Source organism: Empedobacter falsenii (assembly GCF_013488205.1).
GTDB classification, from domain to species: domain Bacteria; phylum Bacteroidota; class Bacteroidia; order Flavobacteriales; family Weeksellaceae; genus Empedobacter; species Empedobacter falsenii_C.
Window position 1 is genome coordinate 1,132,596 of the sequence record NZ_CP040908.1, and the last position, 20,581, is coordinate 1,153,176.

The 20,581-nt window shown below is 33.6% G+C and carries 18 protein-coding genes, 2 tRNA genes and 1 pseudogene; 11 read left to right on the plus strand and 10 right to left on the minus strand.

Going from position 1 to position 20,581, the window contains the following annotated elements; all coding sequences use genetic code 11:
* The first annotated feature begins 15 nt into the window (after positions 1–15).
* From FH779_RS05340 to FH779_RS05350, 3 genes are all read left to right on the plus strand, one after another.
* Positions 16–834, plus strand: a complete 819-nt coding sequence (locus FH779_RS05340) for a mechanosensitive ion channel family protein (protein WP_180906337.1) — start codon at positions 16–18, stop codon at positions 832–834.
* Between the two features lie 308 nt (positions 835–1,142).
* Entirely contained in the window at positions 1,143–1,412 is a 270-nt protein-coding gene (rpsO, locus tag FH779_RS05345; RefSeq protein ID WP_038333654.1) for a 30S ribosomal protein S15, read from the plus strand.
* 140 nt (positions 1,413–1,552) lie between these two features.
* Positions 1,553–3,739, plus strand: a complete 2,187-nt coding sequence (locus tag FH779_RS05350; protein ID WP_180906338.1) for a polyribonucleotide nucleotidyltransferase — start codon at positions 1,553–1,555, stop codon at positions 3,737–3,739.
* 51 nt (positions 3,740–3,790) lie between these two features.
* On the opposite strand, the gene FH779_RS05355 is transcribed toward FH779_RS05350, so the two are convergent.
* On the minus strand, positions 3,791–4,321 hold the full coding sequence (locus FH779_RS05355) for a hypothetical protein (protein WP_180906339.1): 531 nt from the start codon (positions 4,319–4,321) through the stop codon (positions 3,791–3,793).
* 144 nt (positions 4,322–4,465) lie between these two features.
* Between FH779_RS05355 and FH779_RS05360 the strand changes: the two genes are divergently transcribed.
* Positions 4,466–6,628 (plus strand): S46 family peptidase, encoded by a 2,163-nt coding sequence (locus FH779_RS05360; protein WP_180906340.1) that lies wholly within the window; start codon positions 4,466–4,468, stop codon positions 6,626–6,628.
* A gap of 96 nt (positions 6,629–6,724) precedes the next feature.
* Positions 6,725–7,456, plus strand: a complete 732-nt coding sequence (locus FH779_RS05365; protein ID WP_038333657.1) for an MBL fold metallo-hydrolase — start codon at positions 6,725–6,727, stop codon at positions 7,454–7,456.
* A 242-nt stretch (positions 7,457–7,698) separates the two neighbouring features.
* Here the strand turns inward: FH779_RS05365 and FH779_RS05370 are convergent, their stop codons facing one another.
* From FH779_RS05370 to FH779_RS05400, 7 genes are all read right to left on the minus strand, one after another.
* Positions 7,699–7,926 carry a DUF6814 family protein gene (locus FH779_RS05370; protein WP_125350389.1) on the minus strand — a complete coding sequence of 76 codons (228 nt, stop codon included), beginning with the start codon at positions 7,924–7,926 and terminating at the stop codon, positions 7,699–7,701.
* 14 nt (positions 7,927–7,940) lie between these two features.
* Positions 7,941–9,473, minus strand: coding sequence for an MFS transporter (locus FH779_RS05375; protein WP_180906341.1), 1,533 nt, complete (start codon positions 9,471–9,473; stop codon positions 7,941–7,943).
* Positions 9,474–9,510: 37 nt separating this feature from the next.
* Positions 9,511–10,743 carry a hypothetical protein gene (locus FH779_RS05380; RefSeq protein WP_180906342.1) on the minus strand — a complete coding sequence of 411 codons (1,233 nt, stop codon included), beginning with the start codon at positions 10,741–10,743 and terminating at the stop codon, positions 9,511–9,513.
* 429 nt (positions 10,744–11,172) lie between these two features.
* Positions 11,173–11,739 carry a pentapeptide repeat-containing protein gene (locus tag FH779_RS05385; RefSeq protein ID WP_180906343.1) on the minus strand — a complete coding sequence of 189 codons (567 nt, stop codon included), beginning with the start codon at positions 11,737–11,739 and terminating at the stop codon, positions 11,173–11,175.
* A 3-nt stretch (positions 11,740–11,742) separates the two neighbouring features.
* Complete coding sequence (locus FH779_RS05390) at positions 11,743–11,991, minus strand: hypothetical protein (RefSeq protein ID WP_180906344.1); 249 nt, start codon at positions 11,989–11,991, stop codon at positions 11,743–11,745.
* A gap of 2 nt (positions 11,992–11,993) precedes the next feature.
* Positions 11,994–12,368 (minus strand): VOC family protein, encoded by a 375-nt coding sequence (locus FH779_RS05395; RefSeq protein WP_038333665.1) that lies wholly within the window; start codon positions 12,366–12,368, stop codon positions 11,994–11,996.
* A 353-nt stretch (positions 12,369–12,721) separates the two neighbouring features.
* Positions 12,722–13,636 (minus strand): N-acetylmuramoyl-L-alanine amidase, encoded by a 915-nt coding sequence (locus FH779_RS05400; protein ID WP_114999956.1) that lies wholly within the window; start codon positions 13,634–13,636, stop codon positions 12,722–12,724.
* A 145-nt stretch (positions 13,637–13,781) separates the two neighbouring features.
* Here FH779_RS05400 and FH779_RS05405 point away from each other — a divergent pair.
* Positions 13,782–13,865 (plus strand) — tRNA-Ser (locus FH779_RS05405).
* A 30-nt stretch (positions 13,866–13,895) separates the two neighbouring features.
* A tRNA-Pro gene (locus FH779_RS05410) sits at positions 13,896–13,970 on the plus strand.
* A gap of 778 nt (positions 13,971–14,748) precedes the next feature.
* On the opposite strand, the pseudogene FH779_RS17565 reads toward FH779_RS05410, so the two are convergent.
* Positions 14,749–15,510, minus strand: a pseudogene (locus FH779_RS17565) (recombinase family protein); the annotation flags it as partial.
* A 295-nt stretch (positions 15,511–15,805) separates the two neighbouring features.
* Positions 15,806–17,275, minus strand: a complete 1,470-nt coding sequence (locus FH779_RS05420; protein ID WP_052217447.1) for a recombinase family protein — start codon at positions 17,273–17,275, stop codon at positions 15,806–15,808.
* 755 nt (positions 17,276–18,030) lie between these two features.
* On the opposite strand from FH779_RS05420, the gene FH779_RS05425 reads away from it, so the two are divergent.
* The 4 genes from FH779_RS05425 to FH779_RS05440 are packed head-to-tail and all read left to right on the plus strand — an operon-like array spanning position 18,031 to position 20,482.
* Entirely contained in the window at positions 18,031–18,420 is a 390-nt protein-coding gene (locus tag FH779_RS05425) for a single-stranded DNA-binding protein (RefSeq protein ID WP_038330820.1), read from the plus strand.
* Positions 18,421–18,465: 45 nt separating this feature from the next.
* The gene (locus tag FH779_RS05430; RefSeq protein WP_038330823.1) at positions 18,466–19,539 is read left to right on the plus strand and encodes a DUF932 domain-containing protein; all 1,074 of its coding nucleotides are present in this window, start codon (positions 18,466–18,468) and stop codon (positions 19,537–19,539) included.
* A 54-nt stretch (positions 19,540–19,593) separates the two neighbouring features.
* Positions 19,594–20,022 carry a hypothetical protein gene (locus FH779_RS05435; RefSeq protein WP_143884015.1) on the plus strand — a complete coding sequence of 143 codons (429 nt, stop codon included), beginning with the start codon at positions 19,594–19,596 and terminating at the stop codon, positions 20,020–20,022.
* Entirely contained in the window at positions 19,994–20,482 is a 489-nt protein-coding gene (locus FH779_RS05440; RefSeq protein ID WP_236688160.1) for a DUF1281 family ferredoxin-like fold protein, read from the plus strand. The genes FH779_RS05435 and FH779_RS05440 overlap by 29 nt, the downstream gene beginning before the upstream one ends.
* Positions 20,483–20,581: the final 99 nt, after the last annotated feature.

Here is a 20,581-nt window from a genome sequence, read left to right on the forward strand (position 1 = left end):
CTATAAATAGATTATATGAATATAGGTTTAAATTTTAGCTTGTTAGAAAGTTTATATCAAGAAATGGTACTCGTTTTTCCTAAAGTTGTAGGAGGTATTATATTCATTATCCTGTCATATATCTTGCTAAGATTGATTCTAATATTGACCAAGTACATATTGAAATTATCTAAAATAGATAAATTAAAAAAAGCATTAAATAATAATGAAGCATTAAAAAATTCGTCAATAGAAGTCGATCCATCTAAGATTATATTACAATTTGTAAGATTGTTTATCATCTTATTGATTATTATTATTGGCTCAGATATTTTTGGTTTAACAGTTGTTTCTAACCAAATAGGAAGAATTGTAGATTATCTTCCACAATTTTTTAGTGCAGTATTGATATTTGCTGGAGGGTTTTATTTAGCTAACTATATCAAAACTTTTTTGAGAAGTTTAATAAAATCAATTGATTTAAACGGAGCAAATATTATTAGCAATATCATTTTTTATATCATTTTGATATTTACAATTGTTACTTCATTAAATCAAGCTGGAGTTAATACAGATTTAATTACGAATAATTTATCCTTAATCTTAGGGTCGGTGTTCTTGACATTAGCCATCGCGTTTGGATTAGGATCAAAAGACGTTATTTACAGATTATTATTGTCCTTTTATACCAATAGAAATTTTGAAATTGGACAAAGAATTATCATCGAAGATGATGTACAAGGTGTGATAATTGCTATTAACAATATATGTATGACAATACAAACTGCGGACGAAAAAGTAGTTTATCCGATTAAAATAATAACAAATAAAAGAATACGAATTATAGAAGATTAATCTTGCCTACCTAAACCTATTTTAATAATTATTAACTAACCTATATTTAATTATTGAAATAAGCCGACTTTTTAACCTACCAACCAAAAATCGTGAAAGCAAGTCTTTTACAACTAACAAACCTATTCGATTTAGTAGAAAATTAAAATATCACTTTCTATTATCTATCTAAATCAAACTAAACCAAATTTTTAAAAAGTGATCGAATTAACCAATCGGTCACTTTTATTTTTGTACAAAGTTTATTATTTCATATAATAGTTGTACATTTGCACCTCATTACATAATAATTATTAAATAATATTGGCATGTACTTAACATCAGAAGTAAAAAGCGAATTATTCGCAAAGCATGGTAAATCTGCAACAGATACAGGATCTGCAGAAGGGCAAATCGCATTATTCACTTACAGAATTAACCACTTAACTGGTCACTTGAAAAAAAATCACAAAGATTTTAACACAGAAAGATCATTAGTTATGTTAGTTGGTAAGCGTAAAGCGTTATTAAACTACTTAAAGAAAAAAGATATCACAAGATACCGTGCGATTATCGCTGAATTAGGATTACGTAAGTAATTTTAAACACAATATAAAAGGGCAATTACGTAGAAATTGCCTTTTTTTTTGTTATAAATTAAAATAAGATATATATCTTTATATAATGCGGTTAAAGCAAACGGCTTTAACTTTAGACGAATTAAATACTAAGAAGACGAATGATTCCACAGGCGATCACAGAAAAAATTACTCTTTCAGACGGAAGAGAAATTACAATCGAAACAGGGAAATTAGCAAAACAAGCTGACGGATCTGTGGTTGTACGCATGGGCGACACCATGTTATTAGCTACAGTTGTAGCAAACAAAGAAGCAAATCCAGGTGTAGATTTTTTACCTTTAACAGTAGATTATAGAGAAAAATTTTACGCTGCAGGACGCATCCCAGGGAATTTCTTCAGAAGAGAAGCAAAACCATCAGACGATGAAGTATTAACAATGCGTCTTGTAGACCGTGTTTTACGTCCAATGTTTCCAGAAGACTTCCATGCTGAGGTTCAGGTCATGATCTCACTTATTTCTTACGACAAAAATGTAATGCCAGAAGCTTTAGCTGGTTTAGCTGCATCAGCAGCCATTGCAATTACAGATATTCCTTTCACATTAATTTCAGAAGCTCGCGTTATTCGTTTGAATGGTGAGTTAATGATTAATCCTTCAAAAGAGCAATTAGATCAAGCTGATATCGACATTATGGTTGGTGCTTCTAAAGATTCTGTTGTTATGGTAGAAGGGGAGATGAGCGAAATTTCTGAGCGTGAAATGTTAGACGCAATTGAATTTGCTCATGCTGAAATTAAAAAACAAATTGAAGCACAAGAAAGTTTAGCAGCGAAAGTAGGTAAATCTTTACCAAAACGTGAATATAGCCACGAAACACACGATGAAGAAATTCGCGAAAAAGTGTGGGCTTATGGATATGATAAATTTTATGATATCGCTAAACATCCATCTGATAAACACGAAAGAGGTGATAAATTTGCTCAAGTTGAAGCAGATTTCTTAGCTCAATACGAAGGAGATGAAGAAGAGTTAGCTCGTGTAGCTCCTTTTGCTCACATTTACTTCCACGATGTACAAAAAGAAGCTGTACGTCAATTAATCTTAAACGAAGGAATTCGTTTAGATGGTCGTGATCCAAAAACGATTCGTCCAATTTGGACAGAAGTTGATTATTTACCATCAACTCACGGTTCTGCAATTTTCACACGTGGAGAAACTCAAGCATTAGCTACAGTAACTTTAGGTTCTTCTAAAGATGCTAATATGGTTGATGGAGTTGTAACAAACTTCGACGAAAAATTCTTTTTACACTATAATTTCCCACCATTCTCAACAGGTGAAGCTCGTCCATTAAGAGGAACTTCTCGTCGTGAAGTTGGTCACGGAAACTTAGCACAACGTGCTTTAGCGCAAATGTTACCAGACGATTGTCCTTATACAGTTCGTATCGTTTCTGAAGTATTAGAATCTAACGGTTCTTCTTCTATGGCAACAGTTTGTGCAGGAACATTAGCAATTATGGATTCAGGTTTACAAATGAAAAAACCAGTTTCAGGTATTGCAATGGGATTAATCACAGATACTAAATCAGGGAAATTTACAGTATTGTCTGATATCTTAGGAGACGAAGATCACTTAGGAGATATGGACTTTAAAGTAACAGGAACTGCAGATGGTATCACAGCTTGTCAAATGGATATTAAAGTACAAGGTTTATCTATGGAAATCATGGAAACAGCTTTGTTGCAAGCAAAAGAAGGTCGTGAGCATATTTTAGGTAAATTGTTAGAAACTTTACCAGCGCCTCGTCCACAATTGAAACCAAATGCACCAAAAGTTGTTGTAATCGAAATTCCTAAAGAATTCATTGGAGCAGTAATCGGACCTGGAGGAAAAGTAATTCAAGAAATGCAAAAAGAAACTGAAACAGTTATTGCAATTACTGAGTTAGATACGACAGGACGTGTAGAAATCAATGGTGTGATTCAAGAAAACATCGATCGCGTTGTAGAAAGAATCAAACAAATTGCTTTCGTTCCAGAAGTTGGAGAAACATATCATTCAGTTGTAAAATCTATCAAACCATTTGGAGCGTTTGTAGAAATTGCTAAAGGTGTTGAAGGTTTAGTTCATATTTCTGAATTAGAGCACAGACGTCTTGAAAAAGTTGAGGATTCTGTAAACATCGGTGATAAAATTGATGTTAAATTCTTAGGTTACGATGATAAAAAGAAAATGAAATTATCTCGTAAAGCTTTATTGCCAAAACCAGAGAGAACAGAAAAACCTGCTAAACCAGCAGAGAAAAAAGAGGATAAACCTCAAGATAATAAAGAAGCTTAATTAAGTTTTGATATAAAGTAAAAAGTCCGAGATTTTCTCGGATTTTTTTTGTTACATAAATTCTAAATCTGTCTTTTTAAGATGTTTGATTTTATCATTTTTGTCTAAAATGCTATTTAGTTCATTAATAAAATTGATTAATTCATTATAATCTTTTTTATTTGATAAATAATTATTTTCTTCAAAGGCAGCAGTTAGAACAAAATGTCTATTGATAGTTTTATCACTAATAATAATATTTTTTCTTAGATTAGGTAGTGTAACAATTATTTCATGACCTGTTTGATAAATAGAGTCTAATTTAAAAATATTTTTATCTCTAATTAAGGAAATTATCTTTTCTTTTTCTTTTTGATTAAGAACATTTTTTAGTATAATAGTATCTTCGATATAATATTGCTCGAATTGATTTTTTTCAAAATTATATTTTCTAATTTCATCTGTATATTCAAATGATAAATTAGTTTCATCAAAAAAATATTCAGGTTTTGATTTAGTTTGATTATTCAAAATAATAATGAAACCAACCATTCCAATAAAACCAATTAGAAAGCAAAGTAGATTAATGATTTTAATTTTCACTATTCAAATTTTGTGTTAATTAAATAAAAATAATCTTTTTTTAACAATAAAACCTCAGTAAAACTTTATTAAATACTTAAAGATTAGGAGAACTTCAGATAATCAATTATTTTAGCAATTCGTAAAATTGAAGACAAACAAATAATGAAAAAATTTTTATTATCCACGCTTTTAGTGGTTATGCTTTTTCCTTTTAAAGTGAAAGCTGACGAAGGAATGTGGTTTTTGATGTTCATCGAGCGTCTGAATCACCGTGATATGCAAAAACAAGGTTTACAATTAACTTCAGAAGAAATTTATAGTATCAACAATAACTCTTTAAAAGATGCTATTGTACAATTTGGTGGTGGATGTACTGCTGAAATGGTTTCTGGACAAGGTTTAGTTTTGACAAATCACCACTGTGGTTATGGTGCTATTGCTGAATTATCTGCTCCAGAACATGATTACTTAAAAGATGGTTTTTGGGCGAAAGATAAAGCTGCTGAGTTAAAACCAAAAAGCTTAAAAGTACGTTTCTTCGTTCGTATGGATGATGTTTCTAAACGTATTTTAGGTGTTGTAAATGATAAAATGTCTGAGTTAGATCGTGAAAAAGCGATTAACCAAGAGATTGCAAAAATTGAAAAAGAGAACAGTGAAAACGGAAAATATGTTGTTTCTGTTCGTTCATTCTTCCAAGGAAATGAATATTACTATTTTGTTTACCAAGACTATGAGGATGTACGTTTAGTAGGAACACCTCCAAGTTCTATTGGAAAATATGGTGGAGATACAGATAACTGGGAATGGCCACGTCACACAGGAGATTTCTCTATGTTCCGCGTATATGGTGACAAAGATGGAAATCCTGCAGCTTATTCTACAAGCAATGTTCCGTTGCAACCAAAACATCATTTACCAGTTTCTTTAAAAGGATATCAACCAAATGATTTCGCTATGATTTTAGGTTATCCAGGTCGTACAAATCGTTGGATGCCAGCGCAAGGTGTTGCTCAAAATGTAGAGTACGCTTATCCTGCATGGGTTGAAGCTTCTAAAGTGACAATGGATCAAATGAAAAAATATATGGAGCAAAATCAAAAAGTAAATATTGATTATGCTTCTAAATATGCTGGAGTTGCGAACTATTGGAAAAATCGTGATGGAATGATCGAAGCTTTAAAACTTCACGGAACTGTTGCGAAGAAAACAAAAGAAGAAGAAAAATTCAATAAATGGGCTCTAAAAGGAGCAAACAAAGCCGAATATGGTGATGTTGTTTCGAATTTGAATAATTATTATGCGAAAACAAATTTAGATGCTCGTCATAACAATTACATCAACATTTTATTGCGTTACTCAACTTTAGCAAGTGCGCCATATTCTATTGGAAAAGCATTAGAAAACTATGCAGCAGCGAATGATGCAAAACGTGATGAAATGCGTCCGAAAATTCAGAATGCAATCAATGCATATTACGAAAAAATGTATTTACCTTTAGAAAAAGATTTATTGGCTGCTCAATTAAATCTTTATGCTTCTAAAGCGAGCGAAGCTGGTTTAGCGCCTTATGTTGCTGATTTAGCGAAGCAAAATAACAAGAACTTTACAGCTTATGTAAATGATGCTGTTGAAAGAAGTTTCTTCGCTGATCAAAAACAAGTTGAGAATTTCTTAATTTCTCCAGATGTAGAAGTCTTGAAAAAAGATCCTTTATATGTTTTGTCAAATGCTTTAGTAGAAAGAGCTTCTAAGCAAACTGATGAACAAGCAAAATTGAATGATGTTTATTCTAAAAACTTCCGTTTATTGGTAAAAGGTTTACGTGAGTCTAAAATCGGAAATATTTTATATCCAGATGCTAACTCTACGTTACGTTTAACTTACGGTTCTATTCAAAATTTACCAAAAAGTACAAATCCAAAACGTCAACCAGATGTTGCTTCTAACTATTTCACAACATTAGAAGGTACAGTTGCAAAACACATCGCAGGTGACGAAGAGTTCGAAAATCCACAACGTTTATTAGATTTAGCGAAAGCGAAAGATTATGGACAATATGGAGATAAAGATGGATATTTACACGTAAATTTCTTATCAAACAATGATATTACAGGAGGTAACTCTGGTTCTCCGGTAATGAATGGTAAAGGTGAATTAATCGGTATTGCATTCGACGGAAACATTGAAGCAATGGCTGGTGACGTTATCTTTGATCCTAAATTACAACGTACGATTTCTGTAGATATTCGTTATGTTTTATGGGTTGTTGATAAATTTGCTGGAGCAAAACACATCGTTGATGAAATGACAATTGTAAAATAAGATTTGAATCATAATAATTTTTAAGGCTTCCTATTTTGGAAGCCTTTTTTTGTAGAGAGAATCTAAACGAATTACCTTTGTAAAAAATAAAAGTAAATGAAAGTTATTCCTCTTTTAGAAGGTGTTTTTCATGTTGATGCAAAAAAAGAGTTTCATTATTTAGGTGATAATATTGATGTTAAAAATCCCGCTGACGGATATAATCTTATTGTTCGTCCATTTTTGATACAAATTGGAGATGAAAATATTTTGATTGATTGTGGTTTCGGAACTGAAGTAGATTGTGAACCTATCATTCTAAAAAAATTACGCGAATATAATATTAATCCAAATCAAATTACGAAAGTATTGATTTCGCATTTACATAAAGATCATATCAACGGAATTGGAAATTGGGTAGGGGATCAGTTTGTATGTAACTTTCCTGAAGCAAAAATTTATATTCAACAACGCGAGTATGATTATGCGGTTGTTCAAACAAATAATTCTTATAACTATGATCGTTTAGAAAAGTTGAAATCATTCAAAAATATTGTATGGATGAATGATGATAGTGGAAATATAACGGATAATATCAAATTCGAAGTAACAGGAGGACACGTTCCGTTTCAACAAGTTTTTTGGATCAAAGAAAATGATGAAATTGTATTTTATGGAGCTGACAATCTACCTCAATTAAATTATTTTAAATATCATGCTGCTTTCAAGAATGATGTAGATGGTGTAAAAGCGATGGAAGATCGTTTGCGGTGGGAAGTTGATGCGAAAACAGAACACTGGAAAATACTTTTCTATCACGGAAAAAGAACAGATATAAAACAATTTTAGAAATTATATTATAAATGAAAAGCTTTGTATTTGCAAGGTTTTTTGTATTTGAATTATATTTCAGTTTAACTTCGAGTACCTTTGTTGATTTTAAAATTAATTGACATAAACTATGCTAAAACTCTTAAAAAGATATTAACGTTTTATGATTTGTTTTTTATGGATTTAATAAAAACGTTTATTGAAAATACATTTTATATAAAAAATCCCCAACATGTGTTGAGGATTTCGTGTGTAGTTTTTTACATTTTTTCTTCGCTATATTCGCCGAGTAAAGCATAATATCCAAAAAGTGCCATTCCAATAACTATAATTGGTGTAAGGACAAATAGAATAATAATTCCGAATACTAAATCATCTTGCGAACCTGATGATAATTTTGGAATTCCAAATTCCATGATACAAAAGTAGGCTAAAACAAGTGATAATGCGATCCAAACGATTCCTAATATTTTTTTAATTGTTTCCATTTCTAATTAGTTTTTTAGTTAACATTTCTGTCTTTATTACTGATATAAATTGCTCCGATGATAAAACAAACAGCCGCAATTCCAATAGGATACCAAAGACCCTCTAAGTAAAACTGTGGATCTCCGTTGTTTTTGGCATTTGTTACCAAATAAGTAGAAACAGCAGGTAAAAGACCTCCAAAAATTCCGTTTCCTACGTGGTAAGGCAAAGACATCGATGTATATCTAATTTTAACAGGGAACATTTCTACTAAGAACGCAGCAATTGGACCATAAACCATTGTGATAAAAATAATTTGAATCCAAATTAATCCAACTAATTTCCATTTATCACCACTATTAATATGTGTCGATTTTTTTACAATTTCACTTACTTTTCCATCTACAATTTTTGCTTGACCATTTTCTAAATGAAGCGTTGTAACTTGTTTATAAGTCGTGCCATCTGTAAATGATTTTTGAATTGTATAAATAGAATCAGATTTTTCGTCAACATTTTTGATTTCAGCTTTTTCAATTGTTTGTGCTGCAATTACTTCTTTATTTTCAAGATTTGTTGTTTGATACATTGATTCGTAAATTGGTCGATACGAGAATACAGCGACAATCATTCCGATTAACATCACCCATTTTCGACCAACTTTATCACTCAGCCATCCAAAGAACACAAAGAAAGGTGTACCAAATAATAAAGCAATTCCTAACAAAGAATCTACTTGATCAGATTCTACATTCATCACCGTTTTCATGTAACTCATCGAGTAAAACTGACCTGTATACCACACAACTCCTTGTCCCATCACAGCTCCAAAAAGTGCTAATAAAACGAATTTCATATTGTAACGATTCCCGAAAGATTCTTTCAAAGGATTTTTAGAAGTTGTTCCTTCATCTTTTGCTTTTTTGAAAGCTGGCGATTCGTCCATATTTTTACGAATCAAATATGAAACGTAAACCATTAAGATTGATAAGATAAATGGAACTCGCCATCCCCAAAGGTCAAACTGCTCTTCTGATAATAATGTTTTCGTTAATAAAATAACCAATAACGAAACAAATAAACCAACTGTTGCAGTGGTTTGTATCCAAGAAGTCCAATATCCTCTTTCTCCGTCTGGTGCGTGTTCTGCTACGTATGTTGCAGCACCTCCATATTCGCCTCCAAGTGCTAAACCTTGTAATAAACGTAAGATTAATACTAATAAAGGTGCGATAAAACCAATTGATTCGTAAGATGGAATACATCCTATTAAAAAAGTTGCTCCTCCCATTAATACTAAAGTTGCCATAAATGTATATTTACGACCAATAATATCTCCTAATCGACCAAAGAATAACGCGCCAAATGGACGTACAACAAATCCAGCAGCAAATGTTGCTAATGTTGATAAAAAGGCAGCTGTAGGATTGTCAGCAGGGAAAAATTTAGTAGAAATTACAACAGCTAAACTTCCAAAAATAAAGAAGTCATACCATTCAATTAGCGTTCCCATCGAGGAAGCACCAATCACTTTCCAGATTGTTTTTTTGTTAGCAGTTTCGCTCATAAATAATGTGTTTTTGTGTTAATTCTTGTGTGTTTTTTTATAATAATATCATTGCTTGTATTGTTATCATGTCGTCCATGTGTTTTGGTTGATCGAAAGATTTTTGATATTCTACAGAAATTTTAGCATTCTGACCATCAATGTACCAGTTTCCACCTAATTTTAATTCGTTTGCAGGCTTTACTAGACCTTTGAAATCTCTGTAAGAATATCCTACATACGGCTGAATTCTATTACGGAATTTTCCTTCTCCTTCTTTGATGTTTTTAGGCAATAAATACCCGACATGTCCAGAAAACTGATTTCCATCTCCTACAACATTTCCTTGTACATAATTTTCGCCCATGTCCGAATTTTGATATTTCGCATAAGCTGTTATCGAAGAAGATTTTCCGATTGGCGCATCATAAAAAGCATCAACAGCAAGATGAGTTACATTTTCTCCAACCAAATTATCATTTTCTTTTTTGACAATTGCATTACTTTGATTGAAAAATCCTGCTCCGATGTTAAATACTTTTTTAGTTCCTAAATAGGTTCCAACGCGATAAGGTAAAGCATTTGATTCTTGATCTAAAAATTGATAATCAAAATATCCTGAAACCGCATATTTTCCTTCTCCAAGTATCGCTTTTCCTAAATACTTTTCTTGTCCGTTTTCTAAAACTGTCGAAGAGTTTCCATCTAAAGTATTAGTAATAGCATCACTTAATGCTAAACGATAATTCAGTTTTCCAATTCGCCCTTTTGCAAACATTCCCAAATGATTTGAAAATTGATCAGACAAACCAAGTGTTGACCAGTCAGCTCTGTTATTATCTAAGGTCAACATATTGATAGAACCTTGACCATTTCCACGAGAAATTCCACCAAAATTGTGAACTCCAGCACCAATTGCTAAATTGTTTGTTACCTTATATTGTAAAAACATTTCATGCAAGAAAAACGATACATCTGTACTTTTTCCCATCGGAGAAAGATTATTATCATAGATTCCATTTGCACCAAAATGTGTTAAAATCATAAATCGATCATTGATTTGTGAATAAGCAAGAACGCGCGCTCGTTTGATAGAAAATCCATCATTGGCGTGTTTTCCTTCGTAATCCTGAAACCAAGTTTGTCCCCAAAGAATAAATCGGACATATTTACTTCCTTCTGGATTTAATTTAACGACCAAACCGCCGTCATATTCAGAAGCATATTGAGCCTTCAATTCCGTGGCTCCAAAAATGGATAGTAGAGCAATTGCGACAAAAATTTTTTTCATTTTTTAATAAATGGTGTTAGTTGTACATTATTTGTGATTTTGTATTGACTTAATTAATAGACTTAAGTTTATCTAAAATAATGTATTGAATAATAATAATGCTTTTTTTGATAAAGAATTTCTTTTTTATTTTATTAGTGTAAATAATACGCTAATATTTTTTTTAATTTCTTAAAAAAATGTCAAGAAAAGTTTTAAGTTGATAATCTGAGTTGGATTTATTTCAGAAAATTTATCAAAAAAAGATGCAATAATAATCTTATTATTTATTAAATCAAGAAATAATTATTGACTAATTGATAAAATATAGAAGTAATTTATTCTAAAATGTTATGATTTAGTAAAATATAATCTGAAATTATTTATTCTGATTAGAATAGTATAAGTAGAAAGCATAAAAAAGGTTTCGATTTTATTCGAAACCTTTTTTTAATTTATTGTAATTCTAAGATAATCTAATAATCCAACACAATTTTCTTTGGAAAACTGCGCGCCTTTCAATTGATTATCATTCGGATTTATCGTGAAATTATAAGCCGTTTTGAAGTTGGCTTGCTTTAAATTGGTCTGATAGAAAATGGTGTGAGCCAAATTACAATTCATAAAATAAGCTTGACTAAGATCTGCGAAAGAAAATTCTACATTTTGTAAAGAACAATTGCTAAACTTTGTCTTTTTTAGCGGTAATTCATAAAAAGATGAGTCGTTTAACGTACAATTTTCAAATGAAATGCTTAACCCAAATTTGTTCGAATTTTCGAGATTAAAACCTATCATTTTACAATTCATAAACTCAACTTGCTGAAAGCTTGTGTTTTCTAAAGTTACATTACTCAAATTACATTCGATAAATTGACATTGAATAAATTTGATATCGCTTAAATCTAATCCATTCAAATCACAATTTATAAACTCGCAATTCTCGTATTCACCAGATATATTTTGATTTTCTGAGAAATTAATTTGTTCAAATTTTTCTTCGAAATGATAATCCATAAGTTATTTTTTTACGATTAAGTTTCTTAAGGCTAACCAGAAAATCATCACAATCATGTCAATATAAATAGTAACTTTTAGTTGATCGATTTGCGAACAAAGATTTTTTCCTGTTACAGTAGAAATACAAGTGTCAACTCCGTCGGTTTCATATTTTATACTAACCATAGTGTTAATAATCATGTAAAAAACAATTGGAATAATAAGAATAATTATCGCTAAAATAATGTTGTAATATCGTTTTGAGATCATAATTAATCTTCGAATGTAACTTCTATTTCTTGTCCAAATTGTAAGATATAACCATTGTTGTCGTAGATTGCAAACTCGCGCATATCCCATTCAAAGGTCTCAATTTCATATACAACTTCGCAATCATCTTTTACTTGATTCCACAACTCGTCTACGTTGTCTACAACAAAATAAAAAGAACCTGTGAAATTAGCTCGTTCAAAATCTGCTCCTTCATTTGGATAAGCCAACATAATTTCTACATCGTCTTTTTGCAAGCAAGCCCAAATCCAATCTTCATTTTGATCAGCAATCTTAAATCCTAATTTTTTATAGAATTTTGTTGTTTTTTGTAAATCTTTCGTCCAAATAATTGGGCGCAAACTTTTAAAAGCCATGTTATATTATTTTGGATAAAATTACTTCAATTTTTCTTAACTCTCAATTCCATTTTTAATGATAATTATGCTATTTATTAACCCGTAGTGTATTTTGATAATTTTATTAAGAAAACCGTCAATTCGAGTGAAATTCATTTAGAATTTTGTATCGAGAATAAGGTTTTAGTAGATAAAATTCATCTTAATTCTCGATACAATTTTTAGAAATAATTTTCTAAAAATCACTCGAACTGACGAATTTTAATTCAAAGTACACAAGAGGTTATATTGTTAATATTATTTTACCGAAAGTTTATTCCATAAAAAAACTCCTAACAAGTAGGAGTTTCATTCAATAAATCAAAACTGATTTAGGGATTATATTTTTTGTTCAACGCTTTCAAGATTGCCCAAGTTTCAGCATCTACAACTCCATCGTATTTTTCTGGACGGAAATGCATCTGAAATGCTACAATCGCATTCTTAGTTTGCGCGTCTATCATTCCATTTGTAGGAACGTTGTACCCATATTTCTTAAGATCAGTTTGCACTTGTGTGATAAAAACGGAACTTGTTGTATCCCAAGGATATTGTTGCATAAATACATACTTGTCTGTATCATCGTACCAAGCACCAACACCGTAATCTGTATATAATTTTTTCCAAGGGAAAAGTGGACCCGGATCTGGTTTTCTTCCTGGCGCAACATCAGAATGCCCAATTACATTAAAAGGAGAAATATTATAACGTTTTACAATATCTTGTGTCAATTCACCTACTTTTTTGATTTGATAATCTGGATAAGGCGTGTAATTTGGATAAGCATCCGTTCCTTTGTTTCCAAGATTAACGATTTCGATACCAATAGAAGAAAAGTTTATATTATCCAATCCTTTCCAACTACTAACACCTGCATGCCATGCACGTTTTGTTTCGTCAACTAAAAGATTAATTGTTTTGTCATCATAATCATTTACCAAATAATGTGCACTTACATCTTTCTGAGTCAATACTTTTAACGATAACTCTGTGTTGATTGCTGTGTAGTGTAACACTAAAAATCGTACACGTTCATCTTGCGAAATAGATGGATAATAATCTGTTGTCACCTTGTACTTGTCGAGTTTTGCAGCTCGAGTCATTTCCGGTTGATCTGTTTTTGAATTGATAATGACTGTGTCACGAATTACTTTTGTAATTGTTTTTGGTGGAACTGTTTTAGTTGCACAACTAGCCAAAATAAAAAAACAAGAAATTGCCGAAAATACTAATCCTTTAAAATTCATTCTTTTAGTTCTAAATAGTCTTTTGAATAGCCAAAATTAAGCCAAATAATTTAATTTTTTTTCTAAAAAGACTTGTTTTGCAATAAAAGTCAATATATATTTGCAACCGCTTTATGAGACTAATCAGTCTTATTTTTAAAAGTTAGGAGAGGTGCCAGAGCGGTAATGGAGCAGATTGCTAATCTGTCATCGGGAAACCGATGCCAGGGTTCGAGTCCCTGTCTCTCCGCTTTTTTAAAGCTAGAAATAAAACACCACTCGGGGTGTAGCGTAGCCCGGTCATCGCGCCTGCTTTGGGAGCAGGAGGTCGCAGGTTCGAATCCTGCCACCCCGACTTCACGGGACAAAGTAGAAAAATCTACTTTTGTCCCGTTTTTTTTTGTATATAACTTTTTGTTTATCAAGTTGATATGTTGTATAAAATCGTTTCGACGAGCGGTTCGAACTTGGCTTTCTGAAAAAATGATTTTTTCAGGGTAAATTGAACCAATATCTTTTGATATCTCTGCAAGTTCTCCTTTCATTACATTTTTCTCTATCTCAATTATCTTGTTAATTCCTTGTTTTATAAGGTCTTGAATGTTATCTGAATCATAATTAACTCTATTTAGCTTTGCTTCCAGAGCAGAAATCTTTGAACTATAGACTGATTTCATTTCTCTATAGTCTTCAGCTTCAATCTGACGAGTAGCAAGCAGGTCTCGCGTGTGAGATAATCGATCTTCATAATCTTTAATTTCTGCCAAAATCTCCTTTTTTTCTAATTGTACTTCTAGTGTTCCACCTAGGTAGTCTTTCGAAATGGTTTCTTCATAGAAAGATCTATTTTGGATTTTAGGAAGAAATTCAATTAAGTCTTCTACAATAGCCGCGTTGACTTTTTCAGCATTCACACGATGCGTACATCCTCCGATACAATGATAATATGCATAGTAACGGCTTCTACCTTTTGATTTACTTCCAGTCAATAACTTACTGCATTCAGGGCAAACCAAATATCCTCTAACCGGAAACTCATCAATGGTTTTTATCTTGGGACGATAGTTTCGTCCGCGTCCATCTAATACGTCCTGTACTTCATAGTAGAGCGATTCAGATATGATTCCCTCGTGTTGCCCATCAACGAAACAGCTTTCTTCGTCTTTGAACTGGGGAACGAATATTTTACCACAGTACAATGGATTTCGTATAACCTGCCAAAAAGCATTCTTGCTACATTTCAATCCCTTTTCTTTCGCTTGCTTAAACACCTGCTCGGTATTGAATATACCTTTCGCTATTTCTTTAAATGCGTACCTTAAAACGGAAGCGTCAGGCTCTTTCGGTGCAATAAATTTCTTTCCATTTTCGGAAGTTTTATTTTCATATGCTACAGGAGCTAATCCCATATAGCGACCCTCTTTCTTCGCTCGGCGCATTCCGTAAAATACATTCAATGCACGACGGTCATTTTCAACTTCAGGAGCCGCAAGATAAAATGCCAGCATCATTTTATTCTCAGGGATAGACAAATCAAGTGGTTGTTCTATCGCCTGCGGTTCTACGCCCAACCCGCGAAGAATGTTAATCATTTGATAGGCATCACCAGTATTTCTGCTGAAACGATCCCATTTCGTGAAAAGGATAAGGTTCACATGATTCTTTTTCTTTTTCAACGTTGTGATAAGGTTTTTCCATTGCGGTCTATTGAATGTTTTTGCTGAGTGATCTTCATAAATAACATCCCTTATCTCAATAGACTGATTAAGACAATATTTACGTAACATCTCTTCCTGATTTCTTTGGGAATAACCTTTATCAGCTTGTTCGTCTGTACTAACTCGTATGTAAATGTCTGCTATATAACCCATCGCTTTAAATCTAAAATTGCACATAATATGACCTAAGAGTTGTCCGATAAAAAAACTGCGTTGCAAAGTATTAAACAGTATCTTTTGTCTTAATGGCACTCGTTGGCTTTCATTGGCACTAAATTACTAAAACAATATCATCTAATCCCTTACTTTTCAGGAATATTGGTATAAAATAGCCGTTTTATTTAAAAATGATTTTCAGGATTGTCAGCGATAAATCTCATGCAATCCTGTACGGAATAAACCAAAAAAAAATGCCCAACTTGGGCATTTTTGATAGGTGCTTTTTCTACAGTAATTTTTATAGTTGGGATAATCAGATATAACTATAACCTATTTGTACAGCGGTGCAGAATTTTGATTTTGAAAACGATATCCCATCGAATAGCAACTTTTCTGGAAAGATCAGGCTTAAAAATCCCCTAAAGTCTTCACTGCTGCTTTGTTCCAAAACCTTATCGAGCTTGAGAAATTCTGCAATGTCATTTTTCAACAGCTCGTCTATATCTGGTATTCGCCCACAAACTTCCTGAAACTTTTTATTTAGCTGGTCAATTGACGTACTGTATTGGTTCTTTATCTCATGATATTCCGAAGCATCAATCTTGTCAGTGGCCAACAAGTCCCTGATATGCGATACCCTCTTTTCTAAATCCTTCAGTTGTACAGAAATTTGTTTTTTTGAAGTTTGAATGTCCCTGGTCTGTTCTAAATAGCTCTCTACTAAAATATCTCTGTAGACTTCTAATACTTCTTTTGAAGGTACATAACGTCTTAGCTCATTTTCAAGTAATTCAGTTAATTGTTCCGCACCGATTCGCATAGAACATCCTTTATAGCAATGATAATAATTGTAATATTTGTTTCTGCCTTTGGAACGGCTTGCTGTTAATAATTTTCCACATTCTGGGCAGATCAGAAATCCTCGTAGTGGGAATTCATTACGAGTTTCAATCTTTAAGCGGTATTTTCTACCTCTACCATCCAAAATGTCCTGCACTTGTTCAAATAGCTCTTCACTTAATATCGCTTCATGTTGCCCTTGCACAAAATAACTCTCTTCATTTTTAAATGTGGGTATAAATATTTTTCCGCAATAAAGTGGATTTCTTATTACTTGCCAAAAAGCGTTCTTGCTGCATTTTAGACCTTTTTCCTTTGCTTTCTTCCAAATTTGTTCGGTGTTGTATGTTCCTTTTGCTAATTGCTCAAACGACCACCGTAAGGTGGAAGCATCTGGTTCCTTTGGTGTAATGTATTTAGTTCCGGCCTCATCAATCTTGTTCTTATAACCAACCGGAGCCAGCCCCATATACCTTCCTTCTTTCTTCGCCCGTCGCATACCATAAAATACGTTTAATGCCCGCCTGTCATTTTCAACTTCTGGAGCTGCAAGGTAAAATGCCAGCATCATTTTGTTTTCTGGTATTGATAGATCCAATGGTTGCTCAATTGCCTGTGGTTCTACATTGAGATCTCGGAGTTGATTTATCATTTGGTATGCATCGCCTGCATTACGGCTAAAACGGTCCCATTTGGTAAATAGAATAAGATCGATACGATTCTTGTTTTTCTTCAGATTAGCTATCAATTTTTTCCATTCAGGCCTATTAAAGGTTTTGGCAGAATGGTCTTCGTATATGACATGACGTATTTCTATGGAATGGCTTTCACAGTATTTGCGTAGCATTTCTTCCTGGTTACGTTGCGAGTAACCTTTATCGGCCTGTTCATCTGTGCTTACACGTACATAAATGTCTGCAATGGGCTCTCTGCTTACTCTCATCTTTCCAAATATTTTTTTACAGCGATCCGTGCTAGTTTTCTTAAAAACTGAAGCATTCTCGTAGCATCTTCATTTGACATTTCCGTCTTATCACCTTTCAGAACTTTCTTAAGTTTTTCAGCGGTAACCTTAGTTTTTTGTGAATTATCTCTCATAACCAACCCTATTAGAAAATATGGATTTTGAAATTATGTATGATTTTAAAGCAAAAGCCCAAAGATGTAGTCTTTGTCTTTTAAAGGCAGTATTTGACCATATATTATTGGCGACCGAATGAGATAGCAAATAATAAGCTACTGATTGAACACTAAAGTGTTGTAAAATTCAGCTTCGATGGCTGCGTGTTTTCTACACGCATCGGGTCATTATCCAATGCCTTTTCCACTGGCTTCCACATTGTTTTTTATCCAAGAGCCGGTATGCTGGTTTTGTCCCATTTCAAGAGCAAAGGTATTTCAGTGTTCATAACGCAACAGCAAGGTCGTGCCCTTTGGGTTTGCAAAATAATCTCCACCCATGCGGGTCGTATTTTTTTGACAAAACCTTGCTGCTGCTAAACACTAACCTTTTATGCTCGTGAAACGAAACAAAGCATACTCCGGCTCTTTACACGAATAAAAAAAATGTCAGAAATGAAAAATATCAGCATTGGAAATGGAAAAAGTGAAACGAAAACAAGCACCTCCTCTCATTGCCGAATAAAATCAAATCAAAAAAAATCAAACAGGAATTTAACAACGTAAAAATCGAAAATCATGAACATCACAGGAAGACTGACAAGGGATGCGGAAGTACGCACAACGTCACAGGACAAACAAGTAGTAAACTTTTCAGTAGCAACAAACGACAGCTACAAAAACAAGCAGGGCGAACGCATAGATCAAACAACCTATTTCGACTGCTCGTACTGGATAACTCCCAAAGTAGCCAGACTACTCACAAAAGGCACACTGGTAGAACTGACAGGCAGAGTAAGTATAAGAGCGTGGACAGGAAATGACGGAGAACCAAAAGCAGGACTGAATTTTCATACCTCGCAAATCAAACTGCACGGAGGTAGCAGGAAAACAGAAACCACACAGGCTACTGACAATAACAAAGGTAAGGTTAAGGCGGAGCAAACCGAAGATGACCTACCATTTTAACAGCTATCAAATACTCATTTTTCAAACTTTTAAAATTTCAACAGCATGGCACATAATATCAATTTCAACAGCAAGACAGGACGTTACTCATTCTTTAGCGTAAAGGAAAAAGCGTGGCACGGTTTGGGGAAAATCGTACAGGATTACCCAACAAGCGAACAAGCAATCAGACACGCAGGGTTAGATTATGAAGTGGTAAAATCTCCACTCTTTACAAAAAGCTCAGGCATTATAGAAACTGCTAACGGTATCGAGATTGGAAATAGCGAACTGGAAGTACCTAATTATTTCGCCAACATACGCACCGATAACAATGCGGTTTTGGGTGTTGTGGGTAAAGACTACCATATCGTACAAAACAGAGATGCTTTTTCATTCTTTGACAGTATTGTAGGCGGTACGAACGGCATTTTATACGAAACCGCAGGAGCTTTGGGCAACGGTGAACGCATTTTTATTACAGCCAAATTGCCGAGTTATATCCGTGTGGGCAATGGCGATGATGTGACAGAAAAATACATTTTTCTAACCACTTCGCATGACGGTAGCGGAAGTATTACAGCCGCTTTTACACCTATCCGAATTGTTTGCCAAAATACCTTAAATGCTTCTTTACGCAATATGAGCAATGTGGTACGCATCAAGCACACCGCAGGAGCAAAACAACGTTTAGACAACGCACATAAAGTTATGGGACTTGCTAACCAGTTCAGCGACCAGTTAGAAGGGATTTTCAATGAGTGGACGAAAGTCAAGGTATCAGACCAAGAGGTTAAAAAGCTAATCCAATTGGCACTTTGCCCAAATAAGGAAACATTGGAACTGCTGAAAAAAGGTGCGGAAGATGAAGTTTCCACCGTATTCAAAAACGTTGTTGAAGATGCTTTTGCTTATGCAATGATAAGCGATACCCAACAAATGGAAACCACCAAAGGTACATTGTTCGGAGCATACAATGCGGTAACAGGCTACTATCAGAACGTAAGAAATTACAAAGACAACGAAGCCAAATTACAGAGTATTGTAATGGGTGGTACTGCTCAACTGAAATCACAGAAAGCATTTGAATTATGTACCTCTTTTCAGAAAGTCGGTGCAGACGTTTTTCAACTCAATTAATTAAACCACAGGCTACCGCCTTACAAACGGTGGTAGCCTTTAAAAAGCATTACAATGAAAGCATTAGAAGAAATGAACAATGTGGAAAAGGGATATATACTGGCAAAACTGTTTTCCAAAAACCTTAAGGAAATAAGCCTTTTTATACAGCAGGAAACCGAGCGTTTCAGAAAACACGAGGAATATATGCGGAGTATATGGGCAGATAAAACCCTTATTACAGCCAATTTTTGGTTTGGTCTTGTAGAGAATACCGAAAGAATTTTAAAGCAGTACAACGTGATGTTACAGCGAAACCCAAGAGTATTTTCTGACCAACTTTTTGACGGTTACAATGCCATATTTGTTTCAAATAGCTTGATAGAATATGCGGAAAAACCCGAATGTAACCACCAACTAAAACAGGCTATACACCTGCTTTTCGGAGAACAAAAAATGATTGAAATAACCTTAAATGATAACAGCAATGGCGAACTGGTGTAGTAATACGGTTGTGTTCGAGGGAAAACCCGAAGCAATCACACAGATACAACAACTTTTCCAAATCTTAAAGGAAAAGGAAGAGCAAGCCGAAGAAGGGCAATTGCCCGACTTTTCAGACAGTACGAACGGTGGGTATTTCTTCAATATCTACTGGAACGAGGGCGATGAAGGAAATTTTCAGTACGAAACCAAATGGTCGCCTAACTCCGAGATACTGCGGAGCATAGCAGACCGATACCAAGTTGATTTTGTACAGGATTATGAGGAAATGGGAAACGGGATATATGGTAGAGCAACCTATCAAAATGGCATACTGGACGATGTATGTTTGAGCGATGAAGACATAGAAGCGTATGATTTTGATGAAGATACAGACACTTACCATTTTGAGGGGGAAACTTATGAAAGTGATTGCGAAATACTGGAAACGCTTTTGGAACGCAAATTATCATTGCTATGAAAGTAACGGATTTAAACGGATGCTCTATCGAAGTCACTGACCTTGATGAAGCCATAAAGATTAGCAAGCGGTTCACTGGTTACAGACACGAGGACGAAA

Coding starts and splice junctions, on each gene's coding strand:
- FH779_RS05340 (WP_180906337.1), top strand. CDS start 16: ATGAATATAGGTTTAAATTTTAGCTTGTTAGAAAGTTTATATCAAGAA.
- rpsO (WP_038333654.1), top strand. CDS start 1,143: ATGTACTTAACATCAGAAGTAAAAAGCGAATTATTCGCAAAGCATGGT.
- FH779_RS05350 (WP_180906338.1), top strand. CDS start 1,553: ATGATTCCACAGGCGATCACAGAAAAAATTACTCTTTCAGACGGAAGA.
- FH779_RS05360 (WP_180906340.1), top strand. CDS start 4,466: ATGAAAAAATTTTTATTATCCACGCTTTTAGTGGTTATGCTTTTTCCT.
- FH779_RS05365 (WP_038333657.1), top strand. CDS start 6,725: ATGAAAGTTATTCCTCTTTTAGAAGGTGTTTTTCATGTTGATGCAAAA.
- FH779_RS05370 (WP_125350389.1), bottom strand. CDS start 7,926: ATGGAAACAATTAAAAAAATATTAGGAATCGTTTGGATCGCATTATCA.
- FH779_RS05375 (WP_180906341.1), bottom strand. CDS start 9,473: ATGAGCGAAACTGCTAACAAAAAAACAATCTGGAAAGTGATTGGTGCT.
- FH779_RS05380 (WP_180906342.1), bottom strand. CDS start 10,743: ATGAAAAAAATTTTTGTCGCAATTGCTCTACTATCCATTTTTGGAGCC.
- FH779_RS05385 (WP_180906343.1), bottom strand. CDS start 11,739: ATGGATTATCATTTCGAAGAAAAATTTGAACAAATTAATTTCTCAGAA.
- FH779_RS05390 (WP_180906344.1), bottom strand. CDS start 11,991: ATGATCTCAAAACGATATTACAACATTATTTTAGCGATAATTATTCTT.
- FH779_RS05395 (WP_038333665.1), bottom strand. CDS start 12,368: ATGGCTTTTAAAAGTTTGCGCCCAATTATTTGGACGAAAGATTTACAA.
- FH779_RS05400 (WP_114999956.1), bottom strand. CDS start 13,636: ATGAATTTTAAAGGATTAGTATTTTCGGCAATTTCTTGTTTTTTTATT.
- FH779_RS05420 (WP_052217447.1), bottom strand. CDS start 17,275: ATGAGAGTAAGCAGAGAGCCCATTGCAGACATTTATGTACGTGTAAGC.
- FH779_RS05425 (WP_038330820.1), top strand. CDS start 18,031: ATGAACATCACAGGAAGACTGACAAGGGATGCGGAAGTACGCACAACG.
- FH779_RS05430 (WP_038330823.1), top strand. CDS start 18,466: ATGGCACATAATATCAATTTCAACAGCAAGACAGGACGTTACTCATTC.
- FH779_RS05435 (WP_143884015.1), top strand. CDS start 19,594: ATGAAAGCATTAGAAGAAATGAACAATGTGGAAAAGGGATATATACTG.
- FH779_RS05440 (WP_236688160.1), top strand. CDS start 19,994: ATGATAACAGCAATGGCGAACTGGTGTAGTAATACGGTTGTGTTCGAG.